We start from the raw sequence: 16,372 nt of genomic DNA, 5'->3' as shown, positions 1-16,372 counted from the left end.
AAACGACAACTCGTTGCCGAGGCTTGGCGGCGCCGGACAGGATCGGCGCACCCGCCCATCCATCTACGTCACTGCGTTCGCGAGACGGCCGATCGGCGTCTCGAGCGGACGAAGGAGGAGAAGGCAATGAACCGAGGTTCGGTGCCCAGGCTGCGGCGAAGTCTCATCGTGCTGGGCACGGCGCTCGCCATGGTCGCGTCCACCCTCGCGGTCGCCACGACACCCGTTGCCGCCGCCCCGCCGCCGGACGACTACAGCGGCTCAGACCTGTGGCTGCGGTACGTGCCGGTCAGCGACGCGAAGCTGCTCCGCGACTACCGTCGAACGGCCACGGCGATCGTGGTCGAGAACGCCGACGCCGACAAGGTCCACCGGCACACGGCAGACCTCGCCATGGCGCCCGGCTCCACCGAGAAGCTGGCCGAGACCACGCTCGGAGCCGCCCGGGACGAGTTGGTGCGCGGTCTGGGCGGGCTCCTCGGTCAGGCGCCACCCGTGACGACGGTGAACGGCGGCAAGATCCCGGACGGCTCGGTCGTGGTGGGCACGCCGGCAAGCTCACCGCTGGTGCGCCACACCGTCTCGACCCGCGAGCTGGCCGACGTCGGCAACGAGGGTTACCTCGTGCGCTCCCTGTCCCGTGGAAAGGACCGGTTCACCGTCATCGCCGGCAACACCGACCTCGGCGCGCTCTACGGGACCTACGCGTTCCTACGGCTGATGCAGACGCAGAAGCCCGTCGACCACCTCCGCATCTCGGAGACACCGAAGATCAAGCACCGGTTGTTGAACAACTGGGAGACCGAGCGCCTCTACGCCGGCAACAACGCCTCCGGACTGGGCGGGTTGAACGGGGAGAACGGGGCGATCTTCAACTTCGCCGCCACCGGAGCGAGCGCCGGCAGGAATCTGCCCGTCATCCTCGACCGCTACATCGTCGTGGCACGCGCGTTGGCGTCGCTCGGCATCAACGGCATCACCATCAACAACGTCAACGCCGACAACGCGTACCTGACGAGCGCTCGCATCGCGCAGGAGGCCGCTCTCGCCGACGCCCTGCGTCCGTACGGCATCAAGCTGGGCCTCTCGATCCGTTACACCGCGCCGACGGACAGCCGATTCGCTCCGGACACGCTGACCAACAGCCAACTCGACCCCTACGGCGCCGACTTCCGGGGCTGGTGGAACCGCAGAGCCCAACTGATCAAGACCGCCATTCCGGACTTCATGGGCTTCACCGTGAAGGCCAACTCGGAGGGTCAGCCCGGGCCCCAGGACTTCGGGTACGACCACGGTGATGGCGCCAACGCCATCGGCGCCGCGGTCGCACCGCTCGGGATGACCGTCCACTGGCGGACGTTCGTCTACAACGCCGAGGTCGACAACGATCGACTCAAGCGGGCCTACCTGGAGTTCGGGCCGATCGACGACGAGGCCCAGCCCGACGGCACCAGGGGACGCTTCGCCGACAACGTGTTCCTGCAGACCAAGAACGGACCTTTGGATTTCCAGGCCCGGGAGCCCATCCACCCGATGTTCGGCCGGATGGAGAACACCAACCAGGCCCTGGAACTCCAGATCACTCAGGAGTACACGGGCCAGAACTGGATGCTGAGCTACCTCGGCCCGATGTACGAGGAGATCCTCAAGACCGACACGTACGCGACCGACGAGAACGGCAAGCTGCTGAAGAAGCGCCTGGTTGGTGACATCGTCGACGGGAGCGCCCAGCACCATCCGGACACCGCCATCGTCGGCGTCGCCAACCTCGGCAACGCCGACAACCTGACCGGGCACCACTTCTCTCAGGCGAACCTCTTCGCCTTCGGCCGCCAGGCCTGGGACTGGAAGCTCAACTCGGCGGAGATCGCGACCGACTGGACCCGGATGACCTGGGGCAATGACAGGCGTGTCGTCGACACCATCCGGAAGATGATGATGGGCTCGTGGGAGGCGCTGGTCAGCTACCAGACGCCGCTGGGCATCGGCCACCAGTTCGCCGAGGGCGCCCAGTACCGCCCCGACCCCGCCGACTGGGCAGGGCGCGACGACTGGAGCCCGGTCTACTACAACAAGGCCGACACCGTCGGCCTCGGCTTCGACCGCTCCCCCACCGGCAGCAACCTGGCCGCCCAGTACTTCCCGCGGCTCCAGCAGCGTTACGGGGACATCGACTCGGTCCCGGAGAACCTGCTGATGTGGTTCCACCATGTGCCGTGGGGCCATCGGATGGACAGCGGCCGGACCTTCTGGGACGAGCTGGTCTACCGCTACCAGATGGGCGTCCAGTACGTGACCTGGATGCGGGAGACCTGGGACGCCCTCCAGCCCGACATCGACGCGCGACGGTTCGCGGAGGTCCGCGCCAAGCTGGCCGTCCACGAGGCGGACGCCGCCGACTGGCGGGACACCTCGGTGCACTACTGGAAGGAGTTCAGCGGGCGGGACATCCCGGTCGACGACGCGCCGCTCTCGGCGAAGATCGTGGTGAACGGGAAGGAGTTCGGCGGCTTCAACCTGTCCGACGACTCGTACACCATCCCGGTCCCGGCCGGGGCGTCGCCGACCATCACGAAGGTGCGGACGGCCGACCGGAAGGCACGCTACGAGATCGTCTCCCAAGCCGCCGGTGTGCCCGGGCAGGCGGTCGTCAAGGTGACGACGGAGAGCTTCTTCGGCCCGCTCGTGAAGAACTACGTCTTCAACCTGGTGCCCGACACCACGCTGACGGCCCTGCGCGTCGATGGCAAGCGCCTGGCGTCTTTCTCACCGACGGTGCTCCGCTACAACGCCCTCGTGCCGGCCGGCACCGCGACCGTGCCGACGGTCACCGCCCGTGCCGCCGATCCCGCCGCCTCGGTCGCCGTCGAGCAGGCGACCAGCGCCACCGGACAGGCGCGGGTCACTGTCACGAACGGCGAGGCATCGTCGGTCTACACGGTGGACCTCAACACCACCATCACCGGCAGCGACGAGTTCGGCTCGACCCAACTCGGATCCCAGTGGCAGTGGGTACGGCCGGACGAGAGCAGGTGGCGGCTGGCCGACGGATCGTTGGTCATCACCGCCCAGCAGGGTGACCTGCAGGGCAACGCCAACACCGCGAAGAACCTGGCCCTTCAGGATGTCAACGGCGACTGGACGGCCGAATCCAGGATCGCCTTCTCCCGACCACTCGCCAACAACAACGAGCAGGGCGGCGTTCTCGCGTACGCCGACGACAACAACTACGTGAAGCTCGCCTGGGAGATGGGCAACGCAACCGCCGCCAACAAGGTCCGGCTCGTCCTCCTCCGCGAGCAGAACGGCGCGGCATCGACGCTGGAGATCACCGGCGCCGACGCCCAGCGGATCGTCGGGCCCGACGGCGCCATCTGGCTCCGACTGACCAAGATCGGGGACAGCTACCGCGCCTACTACTCGGCCGACGGAAGCGTCTACCGCTACATCGGCTCCACGACGTTGACGACCGAGCCGACGAAGGCCGGGCTGATGGCCTTCAACCGGGCCGGCACCTCCACCGACCTCGACGTCGCCTTCGACCACTTCCGGATCGAGAGCCGAGGGGAGCGCATCCGCTAGTGGTAACGCGTCCGGGTCCGTCCCGGTTGGGACAGGCCCGGACGCGTTCACCCGGTGCGGGATCCGGTGCCGTCAGGCCCCGATCGCGATGGCGAAGATGTGCATGGTCGGGACGTTGGCCGCGGGCCGTGCGCTGATGTTGGGCAACTCGACCCGGGCCACGGCCTTGCTCTGCAACGCGACACCCACGTAGTAGATGCAGGCAGCAGTGGCGTGGCGCTGGTTGTTCGGCCGGTTCTGGTACGCGGACACGATCGCCGCCGTGCCTCCGGAGTGCGGCCCGCCGTACCAGTCGGGCGAGCTCAGCGTGAACGTCTGGCGGGTGCCGTCGGCGTAGACCACCGTGCCGGTCCCCGACACGGTGCCGTAGGTGCCGGTCAGGAGGAAGCCGAGCCTCCTGCCGGTGCCGGTCACGCTGATCGACTGCCCCGAGGCGATGGCGTTGTCGGCGGCGCCCGGGCTGACGTTGGGCCAGCGGAAGTTGACCCCGTCGCGGCTCACCGTGCTGCCGGGGCTGGCGCCGGCCTGTGCCAGGGCCTGCGCGGAGAGCGTGGCCCCGTTGCCGTCGAAGTTTCCGGCGTTGGTGTTGCTGTCGTTGGTGAGGCCGGCGTTGGTGAAGCTCTGCTCCAGCGTCGGTGTGGTGGCGCCGGAACTGGTGACCCGGTAGGTGCGTCCGGCCTGCACGGTGACCTCGATCAGGTCGGACTCGATCCGGGTGGTCCGGGGAGCCGTACCGTCGGCGGTGTCGACCACCGTGACGGTGCCGGTCAGGATCCGGGACCGCAGGCGGACGGTGCCGGTGCGATCCGGACGCAGGAGGATCTCGGTGGCCAGCCCGCTGGCCCACGTGATGCCGACCGTGTGCCCACCCCGACCTCGCAGGCCGGCGACCCGACCGCTCGGCCAGGCTGGCGGCAGCGCGGGCAGGATGTGCAGCTCGCCGGTGTGGCTCTGCAGCAGCATCTCGGCGATGCCGGCGGTCGCACCGAAGTTGCCGTCGATCTGGAAGGGCGGGTGCAGGTCGAACATGTTGGGCGCGAGCCGGGCGGTGGTGGCGAGGTAGCGGATCAGGTCGTGGGCCCGTTTTCCCTCCTCCATCCGCGCCCAGAAGTTGATTTTCCAGGCGAGCGACCAGCCCGTTCCGTCGTCGCCACGCAGCGCCAGGGTCTGTCGGGCCGCCTCGAAGAGCTGTGGGGTGCCGCGCTTGGTGATCTGGTTGCTGGGGGCCAGCCCGTACAGGTGTGAGATGTGCCGGTGGTTGGGCTCGGTCTCGACCCAGTCGTAGAGCCACTCCTGGATGTTGCCGCGTGAACCGATCTTCATGGGCGCGAGCCGGTCCCGAGTGGCGCGAACCTGTGCCCGGAAGGTGCTGTCCACGTTGAGGATCTCGCTCGCGCGGGCGCACGCGTCGAAGAGGTCCCGCAGGATCTGGTTGTCCATCGTCGGGCCGGCGCACACGCTGGCGTTCGAGTGGTGGCTGAGCTCCGGTGAGTTCGACGGGTTGGTCACCAGGTACCCGAGGGTCGGCTCGGTCACCAGGCTGTCCAGGAAGAACTGCGCGGCGCCCTTCATCGCCGGATAGTTGGTGCGCAGGAACTCGACGTCGCCGTTGAACAGGTAGTGGTCCCAGATCAACGTGGAGAGCCAGGCGCCGCCGGTCTGCCACATGCCCCAGAAGGCGCCGTCCACCACCGAGGTGGCGCGCCACGCGTCGGTGTTGTGGTGGGTGACCCAGCCCCCGGCGCCGTACTGCAGTTGCGCGGTGCGCACGCCGGTGACCGACAGGTCCCGGACCATGTCGAAGACCGGGTTGTGGCACTCGGCCAGGTTTGTCGTGTTGGCCGGCCAGTAGTTCATCGGCAGGTTGGCGTTGATCGTGTACTTCGAGTCCCACGCCGGGGTCAGCGAGTCGTTCCAGATGCCCTGGAGGTTGGCCGGTTGGGTGCCCGGTCGCGAGGAGGAGATCAGCAGGTACCGGCCGTACTGGAACAACAGCGTGGAGAACTGCGGGTCGTCGACGCTGTTGTGCTGGGCGATCCGGACGTCGGTCGTCTGGTCGGCGGCGGAGGTGCGGCCCAGGTCGAGGCTGACCCGGCCGAACAGCGCCTGGTAGTCGGCCACGTGCCGGCTGCGCAGCTGGTCGTAGCTGCTGGCCCGCGCGGCGGAGAGGCGCTGTCGGGCGATGCCCTGGTAGTCGCCGCCGACGTTGCGGTAGTTGACGTAGCTGGAGCCGATGGAGATCAGCAGGGTCACGCTGGTGGCGTTGGTGACCCGCAGGGTGCCGCCGGAGCTGGACACGCTGCCGCCGCTGACGGTCGCGTTGGCCAGGGCGAGGAAGCGGACCGCGCCGGTGACGCCCTCCATGTTTCCGGAGATGCCGTCGAGGCCGATCGTCGTGCCGTCCGGGCTGGACACGGTGGTGCGTTGCGGGCTGTCGAAGGTGGCGGTGAAGCTGATCGAACCGCTCCGGTCGGCGGTCAGCCGCATCGCGATGACCTGATCGGGTGCGCTGGCGAACACCTCCCGCTGGTGGCGAACGCCGTTCAGCACGTACGTCACCGAGGTGGTCGCGGTAGTGAGGTCGAGCGTCCGGTCGTACTGTGACGCTCCGCTGGTGGACCCGAAGGCGAGCCGGAGGTTGCCGACGGTCTGGTAGGCCAGCTGACCGCCGGGGTTGCCCATCATGTTCTGGTTGACGAGATCCTGGGCCTGGGTCCACTGGCTGGCGTTGACCAGCCGCCGGATCTCCGGCAGTGCCGCCAAGCCTCTGGGGTTGCTGGGGTCGTGGGGGCCGCCGGCCCAGACGGTGTCCTCGTTGAGCTGCAGTCGTTCCGTGTCGACGTTGCCGAAGACCATGGCACCCAGCCGGCCGTTGCCGATCGGCAGCGCCCGTAACCAGTCGGTGCCGGCGGACTCGTCGTACCAGAGCGCGAGATCCCCTGCGGCCAGCACCTGCGGCGGCGCCGCCGAGTCTGCTCGGGCCGCGGCCGTCCAGGGCAGCGGCAGGAGAGCGCCGGCTGCGCCTATCTTGAGGGCTTGCCGTCTGGTCAGGTCTGACATCGGTCCTCCAAACGGTGACCGATCCGGCCACCCCGAAGCGTGACAACTACGGAACCTGACCGGGGGATCCGCATGATGGGCCAACCGGGACCCTTGCTGCGCAGACCGGTGCTGGACCCTGAGACGGTCAGACATCTGATGTGTTTCGGGAAGGTTACTCCGGAGCCATAAAATAGGCAATGATCGATCGATACGTGGGCGTCGCCCTACCCGGCCCTGGTGACAAGGCAAATCGCCAGGGAGTCAGCAGTGGACCGCCGCGGCCCGCCGGGGTGGGGCGCCGCAGACGGGCCACCGCTGGCCGCCCCGGATGCTCATACATCAGATGTACGACACCGATCAGGCGTCTCCTCAGGCGCGGTACTGGTCGTGGCGGGCGAACAGGTCGGTCCACTCCTCTTCGGACAGCGTCCGGCCGGCCGCGGCGATCTCGGCGAGCTCGCGGAAGTAGGCCTCGCGCGGGATGCCCGGTGCGAACAGGATCAGCATCACGGCCTCTGCGTCGCTGTCGTTGCGGAACCCGTGCACACCACCCTCGGGTACGTGCAGGAAGTCGCCGGGCCGCCCGTCGATCCAGCCCGACCCGCCGTAGAGCCGCACCGTCCCGGACACCACGTAGAAGGACTCGGAGAAGGTCCGGTGGAAGTGTGCGTCGGCCCCGCCGGCCCTGGCCGGCATCCGCCACTCGAAGAGGCCGAAGCGGCCCTGGGTGGCGGTGCCCGGCGCAACGAACCGACCGACCGTGCCGGACCTCATCACCATCCGCTCCTGCGCGGCTTCCGGATAGTGCAGGGCGCTGACCGCGCCGAACTCCGCCGTGTACGTCATGACGATCCTCCACAAGTTTGCTTGTCACTAACTTAGCACTAAGCTACTTGCCGTCAAGCTATTGTGTTCGCCATGACCCACGATGCCGTCGACGCGATCCTCGACCAGTGGCGCGACGAGCGCCCCGACCTCGACGATCTGCTGCCCATGGAGGTCTTCGGCCGCGTCTACCGCGTCGCGGCCGCCATCGGCGACCGGACGGAGCGGGCGTACCAGCGCCTCGGCATCGGACGAGGCGAGTTCGACGTGCTGGCCACGCTGCGCCGCAGCGGCGAGCCGTTCAACCTCTCCCCCAAGCAGCTCTCCGACACCCTCATGCTCACCACGGGCGGCATGACCGGGCGGCTCGACAAGTTGGAGAAGGCCGGGTTCATCACGCGTACATCCGATCCCAGCGATCGCCGCTCGCTTCGCGCGCAGCTCACCCCCGCCGGCCGCGACCTCGTCGACGAGGCAGTCACAGCGGGGCTAGCGGTGCAACGCGAGGCGCTCGGAAAGCTCGACCCCACCGACGCCCGCCGCCTGGCCGACCTACTGCGCGAACTCGCCCGCGCAGTCGATCGCTGACACGGCGCAGCGCAACTGGGTCCGGAGCTGAGCGGTCGACGACCCGGCCGTCACGATTCACGGCGAAGGTAGGCGTCCAGCGCGCCAGCGCCGCTGAGCATGGCACGACTCCTGGCCGAGAGGCGGGCACGCCAGTCGCTCAGCATGGACTCGAGCGGCGCGATTCCTCCAGCCGACCGGACCTGGGCGATCAGCGGGGCGATCTGCTCCAGCAGGTAGCCGCCTCGCCTGAGCTGGTGCGCGAGCAGAGCGTCGCGTACGTCGGCCGCGCGGTAGAGCCGGTAGCCAGTCTGCGGGTCACGGTCCGGCTGGACCACGCCAGCTCGTTCCCATTTGCGAAGGGTGGCCGGGCCAACGCCGAGCCTCTTCGACAGTGGACCGACGAACAGGTCTCCCCGTTGCGGTGGCGAGGGCTCCAGGTCGCCAAGCGCGGCTTCGACGGCCTCGAGGGTGCGACGGTCCTCGACGAGCTGAGTGTGACTCTCGTCGATCAGCCGCAGCCCGTCCTCGGTCGCGCCCCGGTTGACCGCCTGCATGATCGCCGTGGCCGTCCGGTGCCCGTGTCCGGGCACGAGCGCGAGGAACGCGTGCAGTGCCTGCGCGTGCCGCGGTGTGTAGGTGCGGTAGCCGTGCGAGGTCCGTTCAGCGGTCGGGAGGATGCCGGCCTCCTCGTAGTTCCTGACCGCCTGCGTCGACAGACCGTGCGCTCGCGCCAGGTCAACCGGCCTGAGTCGTCCACGGTCTTGAAGGTTTCGCCCCACAGCCCTGCCAATACCGCTCGAAAGTCTCAACGGTCGGCGTCGACGATACCGTTGGGGGCGGCGATTACCAGCTCGCCGCCGGGCTGGTCGGCGGTTACGACGAGCGATCGTCACCCGGCCGGGTCGCTCTGGTCCCGACCGCCCGTAGGTGTGCCAGGCCCTGCGCCCAGGACTGGATCAGGGTGGTTTCGTGGTAGGCGATGCCGTGATCGACGCAGAACTGGCGGATCAACGGTTGGGCGTTGCGCAGGTTCGGCCGGGGCATGCTGGGGAAGAGGTGGTGCTCGATCTGGTAGTTGAGCCCACCGAGCAAACCGTCGATGAGCCGCCCGCCACGTACGTTGCGGGAGGTGAGGACCTGTCGGCGTAGGTAGTCGAGGTCGTCGGCCTCGTTCAGGATGGGCATCCCCTTGTGGTTCGGGGCGAAGGAGCTGCCCAGGTACAGACCGAACAGAGCCTTGTTGACCAGGATGAACACGATCGCCTGCGGAACGCTCAGGACCAGGAAGACGGCGGTGAGGTAGCCGGCGAGGTGCAGGACGAGCAGGACCGCCTCCGCTGCTCGGTGCCTCAGTCCGCCGCGGATGACGATCGCCTTGACGCTGGCGGCGTGCAGATGCAGACCCTCCACCATCAGCAGGGGGAAGAACAGCGCCGCCTGGTGCCGGACGAACAGCGCCCGCAGGCCACGCTGCGCCGCGGCCTGACCCGGGGTGAAGGACAGCGGCACCACCACGATGTCGGGATCTCGGCCTTCGGTGTTCGGGTGTGCGTGGTGGCGGTTGTGCTTGTCGACCCACCAGCCGTAGCTGATCCCGGTCAGCAGGTTTCCACAGACCAGGCCAACCACGTCGTTCGCCCGGCGGGTGCGGAAGATCTGTCGATGTCCCGCGTCATGACCGAGGAACGCCAGTTGCGCGAAGAGCACCGCGACGGCGGCGGCGGTAGCCGCCTGCCACCACGACGGCCCGAGCCGAACGAAGATCACGCCCACGACCCCGAGGCAACCCAGCACCACCGTCACCCGCGCCGCGTAGTAGCGCGGTCGTCGGTCGAGCAGGCCCGCGCCTCGGACCAGGCGGGACAGGTCGGCGTATTCGCTGCCCCGGTCACTGCGGGCGCCAAGATCCGTATTGCTCACCCTCGCCACTCCTTGTAAGCCCGCCCATCAGCGCGCTCGCTCCGCCGTCAGCCAAGGCCCGAGAGGCGCGCGATCCGATCGTCGTAGCACCGAGATCGAACGCGAACCGCCGCTGATGGTTCCAGTCTTCCTCACGGCCGGGTCCCCGCAGGAGAAAACGGCGGCTCACATCCTGACCAGGAAGGCCTCAGACGGTCATGCGGTTGCTGGCCGGTAGTCCATGCCTTCGGGGTAGGGCAACAGAACGGCGGCATACCTCTCATCGGCGGTGATGTCGATGTCCTGATCGACCTCGAAGCCGATGACGGCACGGTGGAAGGGCACGTCGGCGTGTACGGCGACGGCCACGTCGGCGAGCCACCGGTCGAGCGGCGCGCGCCACGTCAGTGATTCGACGCCGCTACGTTCATCGAAGGGGTATCCGCCGATCCGCTCGTCGAGCCGGCCCAGCGCACCGAGTGGTAGGTAGAGCTCGAGGCTGTCGATCCCCTCGTACCGGTAGGAGAAGCCACCACAGACCATTCGGTCGCCCGACGGCAGGGTCAGCGTCCCGCGCAGGTGCCCACCCATCTCGAACGCGGCCGCACCAGGCTCGACGTCGAGCAGTTCAGGCCCCACGCGGCACTCGCGGACACCGGCGGCCCGCCACAGAGACCGCACGGCTCGGTCGAGCCGGGCGTCGTCGGTTGCGCCGAGGACGAGCATGACCTCGTAGAACCCGCCCGTCCAGTTCTCGGCGTCGCTCATGTCGTCCGCGGTTGCCATCGCTACAAGATCCACCAATCGACGACTCACGTCATCTCGGTTTCCCACCATCGTGGGCCAGTACGACGCCGGCGGCCACCCATCGCCGCGGCTCGGCAACTGCGCCCAGCGGGCGCGGGTCGTCACCAGGCGGTCGTCACCGGGCGGTCGTGTCCAGCGCCGTCCGGAGCTGCGCCAGGAAGTCGCCGAGCTCCGCCGCCCCGGCCCCGTCGAGCACGCGACGCATGAGCGCCGAGCCCACCGCGACACCGTCGGCGTAACCACAGGCCTCGGCCGCCTGCCGTGGACCGGAGATCCCGAAGCCGAGAACCACGGGCAGGTCGGTGGCCTGCCGCAGCGACGTCACCAGTTGCCGGCCGGCCTGCCCCAGTTGCGACTGCTCGCCCGTGGTCGCCATGACACTGACGGCGTAGATGAAGCCTCGGCTGCGCTTGGCGATCTCGGTGCGCCGCAGTGGCGCGGTCGCCGGGGATGCGAGCAGCACCAGGTCCAGCGTGGTATCCGCCGCCGCAGTGGCGACCGGCTCCATCTCGTCGACCGGCATGTCCGGCACGATCAGGCCGCCCACCCCGGCGTCGGCGAGCGCGGCGCAGAACCGATCGGCGCCGGCGTGCAGGACCAGGTTGGCGTAGGTGAACGCGACCAGCGGCACGGGCAGTCCGAGCCGGGAGACCTCGTCGAGGATCTGTCGGGTGGTGACGCCCCGGCTCAACGCCTGGTACGACGACTGCTGCACGACCGGCCCGTCCAGGGTGGGATCGGAGAACGGGAGGCCGATCTCGATGGCGTCGGCGCCCGCGTCCACGGCGGCCCGCAGCAGGTCGGTCCACTTCTCGGTGACACCACCGGTCACGTACGGCACGAGCAGCTTGCGGCCGGCGGCCTTGGCCGCGCGGGCCCGGTTTTCCACTGCGTTCACGACAGCTCCATCAGGGTCGCCATGTCCTTGTCGCCCCGGCCGGAGAGCGTCAGCATCACCGTCGAGCCCGGAGGGATCGTGCCGTCGCCGGCAGCGCGGATCACCCAGGCGACCGCGTGGGCGGATTCCAGCGCGCAGAGGATGCCCTCGGTGCGGGCCAGCCGGTGGGTCGCGGCCAGCACCTCGGTGTCGTCCACCGTCACGTAGGTGGCCCGGCCCGAATCGGCCAGGTACGCGTGCTCCGGGCCGACACCCGGGTAGTCCAGGCCGGCGGCGATCGAGTGGGCCTCGCTGATCTGCCCGTGCTCGTCCTGCAGGACCTTGGATCGGAAGCCGTGCAGCACGCCGGTCGTGCCGGCGCTGATCGCGGCGCCACCGGCCGCCTCGACGCCGATCAGGCGGGCCGGCGTGTCGACGAAGCCGGCGAACGTGCCGGCCGCGTTGGACCCGCCGCCGACGCAGGCAACGACGTAGTCGGGCGTGCCGGTGACGAGGTCGGCCGCGCACTGCACGCGGGCCTCGTCACCGATCACCCGCTGGAACTGGCGAACCATCCAGGGGTACGGGTGCGGGCCCATCGCCGAGCCGAGGCAGTAGTAGGTGTCGTCGACGGAGGTGACCCAGTGGCGCAGAGCCTCGCTGCAGGCGTCCTTGAGGGTGCGGCTGCCGGAGGTCACCGGTATCACCTCGGCCCCGAGCATCTTCATCCGGAAGACGTTGAGTTGCTGCCGTTCGGTGTCCTTCTCGCCCATCAGGACGGTGGTCGCCATGCCGAGCAGAGCCCCGGCGGTGGCGGTGGCCACGCCGTGCTGGCCCGCACCGGTCTCGGCGATCAGCCGCCGCTTGCCCATCCGCCGCGCCAGCAGCGCCTGACCCAGCACGTTGTTGATTTTGTGGGAGCCGGTGTGGGTGAGGTCCTCGCGCTTGAGCAGCAGGTTGACGCCCAGCTCCGCGGAGAGTCGCGCCGTGGGGGTCAGTGGCGTCGGGCGGCCGACGTAGACGGAGAGCAGGTGGTTCAGCTCGGCCCGGAACAGCGGGTCGTCCCACGCCTCGGCGAAGGCTCGCTCGACCTCCTCGCAGGCCGGGACCAGCGATTCGGGAACGAAGCGCCCGCCGTACTCGCCGAACCTGCCGAGCCCCGAGGGTCGGCGAGAGTCGACCGGGCCGGGCTGGTGGACGGTGCGCAGTAGCTGATCCACGGCAATCCTCTCACAGTTCTATAACAGTAAGGCCTTTATAGCAGGGCGCCGGGTCGAGTTCTAGATCTCTGGAGAAATAGTTCTAGAACAGTTTGCCTCGACCGCACGGCCAGCACGACGAGCTGTAGGCAGGTCCCGCGCCGAGGTGCCAGCGGTCACGACAGTCCGGTGCCGTCGCCCATCGCATAGCTGACCTGATCGCCGCTGACCTCACGGGTATTCATGATCACGACGCTGTTCCCGGCGAGGATGGCAAGGTCGACGACCAGCGTGCGCCGGTCGGCGTCCCGGGTGATCCGCTCGCTACGCATGGCCGGCTCACCGGCAGGCAGTCCGAGCAGGTCGGCGATGCGCTCGGGCATCAGCACCGGCGAGATCCTCTCCTCGGCCTGTACGGCCACCGCGTCCGCCCGCTCGGCGAGCACGGCGTACAACTCCTGCTCCTCGAAGTCGACGTCCTTGAGCAGCCCGGCGAAGGGCTGCGGAAGGTAGGACAGCTGGTGGATCAGCGGTCTGCCCCGGACGACCCGGATCCGCTCCAGCTTGAGCACCTCGCCGTCCGTGGGGATCCCCAACCGCGTGACGAGGTCGTCGGGCACGGAGATGATCTCGTGGCTGAGCACCCGGGTCAGCACCTCGATGCCGTGCGCGCGCAAGTCGTCGGCCAGGCTGCGCAGATTGCCCATCGAGTACGGGACCGGCAGCGCCCGGACGTAGGTGCCCTTGCCGGGAAGCTGCTCGACCACTCCCCGACCGCAGAGCTCGTCCAGCGCCTGCCGCAGCGTCATGAGGCTGACGCCGTACTCCTCGCTCAGGTGGCGCTGACCGGGTAGCGCGTCGCCGGGAGCGAACTCTCCACTGCTGATCCGCCTGATCAGGTCGTCGCGGATGACCATGTACTTCGGAGTCCTACCCGGAATGTCGCGCATGCTCTGCCCAGCCCTGAGAGTCGGAACGGAGCGGGTCGCGCCGCCCGATGAGTGCGGAGCTCCACGTCCTTCTTCTGGGTGCCAGCGTATGGCTGACCTCCGTCCCGACCTACGCACGGGTGTCGCGGCGCAGACGGATTGCCGTGCGGCGGAGTCAGGCGCCGACCTCCGGCGGCGTGCCGCGGGGTACGCCACTCCGCCAGCCGCGCCGACCCGCCGGTCCGTCCGGCCGGATGTTCGGCATGATCGCGCTCGATCCAGGATGTAGTGGCCTCGCCTTCTCAGGAGGCCACTACATCCATGTTCGAGCGCGATCGTGGGGACACGCTGCGCGCCGGCGCCGACGCCCGGCCTGGTTCTGCGCGCCAGTTGACGCCGGGTCTCATGAGGGGCGACTCGCGACACCGTCGAGGTGCAAGGTCTGCGACTCGTCGCGATGACTGCCGGACGTGCCGACATGCTTCGCGGAAATCGTCGCGCCGTTCTTCAGCACGCCATAGAACGCCATGGCGTGGCCGCGGCCGACGCCGTACTCCTCCTTGAGCCAGTCCACCACGATCGCTGCCCTGGTCTGCGGACCAAAGCCGCGACTCTCGGCCTCGTCGAGCAACTGCTGCGGGGTCTTGCCGGCCTTCGCTTCGATGGCATCCAGGTACGCCTGGTAAGACATGTCGGTCCTCTCGGGGGGTGATTCGGCAGGTTTTCGAGGCGAGTCTCGCCGATCATCTCGCCCGGATCAGCATCGCTCGCGCGACGCACGGATCAACGTTCACTGCTCGCCGGCCGAGTTCGGCAGCACCACCGCCTGAGCGGCGATGACCCGTTCTCCGTTGAAGGTCAGCGCCGGGGAGCCGTACAGCCGGTAGCCCTGGTCGAGTAGGCCGCTGATACGGGCGCAGAAGTCGGCATCGTCGGGTCCGGTAATAAGCCGGTAGCGGAGGGGTTCAGGGGATTCTGACACCAGCACATTGTGCACTCGGCTATGCCTGAGCCCAGCGCGCCGGGTCATCCATTCCAAGATCACGGGCTACCGTCGCCGTGGTCGCCCGCACATTGGCCGGTGGAAACTGCCGCTTCAGCGAGCCGAAAGCGATCCAACCGTTTGCCGTAACCCCTCTCCCGTACACTCGGCGCATGTCGAATCACCTGTGTCCTGGGAGCCGATAGACTGATGAGGGCACCTTCCGCCGCCACCGTCATCTTCGATTTCGACGGCGTACTGCTGCGCGGGGACGCATTCGGGCTTTTCATGCGACGCATTGTTTTCGCGGGCGCTCGATTGCCGGTCGCCGTCATCCTGGCTGTTCTCCTCGCACCCATGGTCGCCATTCCCGCCTACCGTCCACGGGCGGCGTGGTGGATGAGCCGAATCGGTCTGTTGGGCCGCAGCGCGGACCAGTTGCGGGCGGAGCTTGGGCGTTTCGGCGCGGACCTCGGCGCGGAGCCCGCGCGGATCATCGCGCCCGGCCTGGAGATGATCCGCACCCACCTCGACGCGGGCGATCGGGTCGTCGTGGTCACCGGGTGCGAGCACACCCTGGCGCGCGCGGTGCTCGACGCGATCGGCCTCGCCGAGGTCGAGCTCGTGGCCTCGCACATCCGTGGGCCGAAGCTGATTGTGCACAACTACGGGGCGACCAAGGTGGTGCAGCTCGCCGCCCAGGGAGTGACGCCGCCCTGGCGGGTGGCCTACAGCGACTCGCTGTCGGATCTTCCCGTCCTTGCCGCCGCGGAGCGGGCCGTGCTGGTCAACGCGAACGCGCGCCAGGTCGCGAGGGCACGACGGCTGCTCGGTGCCCGGCTGACCACGGTGACCTGGAAGGGTGGCCGCCTCTCCCGGGAGGACAAGGCATCGGGACCGGTCAGCTGACCGCGGCGTCCCCGGTCGGCGTCACGACACCGCTACCAGTGTCCGGAGGGCCCTCCGGGCAGGTCGGCGGCCGGTCGCCGCTCTCGAACTTCTGCCTGGCGGCCTGCGCGTACATGTGCACGTAGTCCTGACCGGAGAGGGCTTGGAGTCGTCGCATGATCTCATCGGTCAGGGCACGCGAGGCGACGCCGGACGGGAGGTCCCGGAAGGGGGTCAGGTCGATCGGCGTACCGACGGCCATCCTGGCCCTCATGACCTTCGGGATCAGCTTGCCCGGAGGCTGGATCTCGTAGGTGTTCAGCATGGCGATCGGGATGACCGGTACGCCGGTGGCGAGCGCGATCCGGGCCGCCCCGGTCTTGCCCCGGTAGAGCCGGTTGTCCGGTGGCCGCGTCCCCTCCGGGTACATGCAGACCAGGCCACCCTGCTCCAGCACCTCCTGCGCGGTGCCGAGCGTCGAGGCCGCCTTGCGTCCGCCGGCCCGGTCGACCGGGATGTTTCCCATCCCGCCGATCACCATTCGCCGCAGCCGGCCCTTGAGCCCGGTGCCGGTGAAGTATTCGAGCTTCGCGATGTAGACGACCTTGCGACGCATGACCGCCGAGAGGAACACGGAATCCGAGAAGGAGGGGTGATTTCCGACCAGCAGGGCAGCGCCGTTCTCCGGCAGGTTCTCGCGGCCCGCCACCTCGGGACGGAAGATCAGCTTCACGGTTGAACCGATCGTGTACTTCAATGCCCAGTAGAACAT

At 68.7% G+C, this 16,372-nt stretch carries 14 protein-coding genes; 3 read left to right on the top strand and 11 right to left on the bottom strand.

Annotation, left to right across the window (positions count from 1 at the left end; all coding sequences use genetic code 11):
* The first annotated feature begins 126 nt into the window (after window positions 1-126).
* Window positions 127-3,582: an alpha-glucuronidase family glycosyl hydrolase gene (locus HNR20_RS27790; protein ID WP_184185750.1), complete on the top strand. Its 3,456-nt coding sequence runs from the start codon at window positions 127-129 to the stop codon at window positions 3,580-3,582.
* Window positions 3,583-3,654: 72 nt separating this feature from the next.
* Here HNR20_RS27790 and HNR20_RS27785 read toward each other — a convergent pair whose 3' ends face one another.
* Window positions 3,655-6,642, bottom strand: a complete 2,988-nt coding sequence (locus HNR20_RS27785) for a glycoside hydrolase family 95 protein (RefSeq protein ID WP_184185747.1) — start codon at window positions 6,640-6,642, stop codon at window positions 3,655-3,657.
* A gap of 351 nt (window positions 6,643-6,993) precedes the next feature.
* Window positions 6,994-7,470 (bottom strand): cupin domain-containing protein, encoded by a 477-nt coding sequence (locus tag HNR20_RS27780; protein ID WP_184185744.1) that lies wholly within the window; start codon window positions 7,468-7,470, stop codon window positions 6,994-6,996.
* Between the two features lie 72 nt (window positions 7,471-7,542).
* On the opposite strand from HNR20_RS27780, the gene HNR20_RS27775 reads away from it, so the two are divergent.
* Window positions 7,543-8,037: a MarR family winged helix-turn-helix transcriptional regulator gene (locus HNR20_RS27775; protein ID WP_184185741.1), complete on the top strand. Its 495-nt coding sequence runs from the start codon at window positions 7,543-7,545 to the stop codon at window positions 8,035-8,037.
* A 50-nt stretch (window positions 8,038-8,087) separates the two neighbouring features.
* On the opposite strand, the gene HNR20_RS27770 is transcribed toward HNR20_RS27775, so the two are convergent.
* From HNR20_RS27770 to HNR20_RS27735, 8 genes are all read right to left on the bottom strand, one after another.
* The gene (locus HNR20_RS27770) at window positions 8,088-8,798 is read right to left on the bottom strand and encodes a TioE family transcriptional regulator (protein WP_184185739.1); all 711 of its coding nucleotides are present in this window, start codon (window positions 8,796-8,798) and stop codon (window positions 8,088-8,090) included.
* A 94-nt stretch (window positions 8,799-8,892) separates the two neighbouring features.
* Complete coding sequence (locus HNR20_RS27765) at window positions 8,893-9,939, bottom strand: fatty acid desaturase family protein (protein WP_184185737.1); 1,047 nt, start codon at window positions 9,937-9,939, stop codon at window positions 8,893-8,895.
* 195 nt (window positions 9,940-10,134) lie between these two features.
* Complete coding sequence (locus HNR20_RS27760) at window positions 10,135-10,704, bottom strand: hypothetical protein (RefSeq protein ID WP_184185735.1); 570 nt, start codon at window positions 10,702-10,704, stop codon at window positions 10,135-10,137.
* A 136-nt stretch (window positions 10,705-10,840) separates the two neighbouring features.
* On the bottom strand, window positions 10,841-11,623 hold the full coding sequence (gene trpA, locus HNR20_RS27755; RefSeq protein ID WP_184185733.1) for a tryptophan synthase subunit alpha: 783 nt from the start codon (window positions 11,621-11,623) through the stop codon (window positions 10,841-10,843).
* Window positions 11,620-12,822, bottom strand: a complete 1,203-nt coding sequence (gene trpB / locus HNR20_RS27750) for a tryptophan synthase subunit beta (RefSeq protein WP_373291075.1) — start codon at window positions 12,820-12,822, stop codon at window positions 11,620-11,622. The genes trpA and trpB overlap by 4 nt, the downstream gene beginning before the upstream one ends.
* A gap of 155 nt (window positions 12,823-12,977) precedes the next feature.
* Window positions 12,978-13,751, bottom strand: coding sequence for a GntR family transcriptional regulator (locus HNR20_RS27745; protein ID WP_184185731.1), 774 nt, complete (start codon window positions 13,749-13,751; stop codon window positions 12,978-12,980).
* 382 nt (window positions 13,752-14,133) lie between these two features.
* A complete protein-coding gene (locus HNR20_RS27740) occupies window positions 14,134-14,421 on the bottom strand; it encodes a DUF4287 domain-containing protein (RefSeq protein WP_184185728.1) in 288 nt (95 codons plus the stop codon).
* A gap of 99 nt (window positions 14,422-14,520) precedes the next feature.
* The gene (locus HNR20_RS27735) at window positions 14,521-14,727 is read right to left on the bottom strand and encodes a DUF1737 domain-containing protein (RefSeq protein WP_229687270.1); all 207 of its coding nucleotides are present in this window, start codon (window positions 14,725-14,727) and stop codon (window positions 14,521-14,523) included.
* 195 nt (window positions 14,728-14,922) lie between these two features.
* Between HNR20_RS27735 and HNR20_RS27730 the strand changes: the two genes are divergently transcribed.
* On the top strand, window positions 14,923-15,621 hold the full coding sequence (locus HNR20_RS27730; RefSeq protein ID WP_184185725.1) for a haloacid dehalogenase-like hydrolase: 699 nt from the start codon (window positions 14,923-14,925) through the stop codon (window positions 15,619-15,621).
* Here HNR20_RS27730 and HNR20_RS27725 read toward each other — a convergent pair.
* The gene (locus HNR20_RS27725) at window positions 15,614-16,372 is read right to left on the bottom strand and encodes a lysophospholipid acyltransferase family protein (protein ID WP_184185722.1); all 759 of its coding nucleotides are present in this window, start codon (window positions 16,370-16,372) and stop codon (window positions 15,614-15,616) included. The two genes, HNR20_RS27730 and HNR20_RS27725, sit on opposite strands and share 8 nt — an antisense overlap.

Source organism: Micromonospora parathelypteridis, from assembly GCF_014201145.1.
Classification (GTDB): Bacteria; Actinomycetota; Actinomycetes; order Mycobacteriales; family Micromonosporaceae; genus Micromonospora; species Micromonospora parathelypteridis.
The sequence above is the reverse complement of the archived record's forward strand: the minus strand, read 5'-3'. Positions and strand labels throughout refer to the sequence as shown.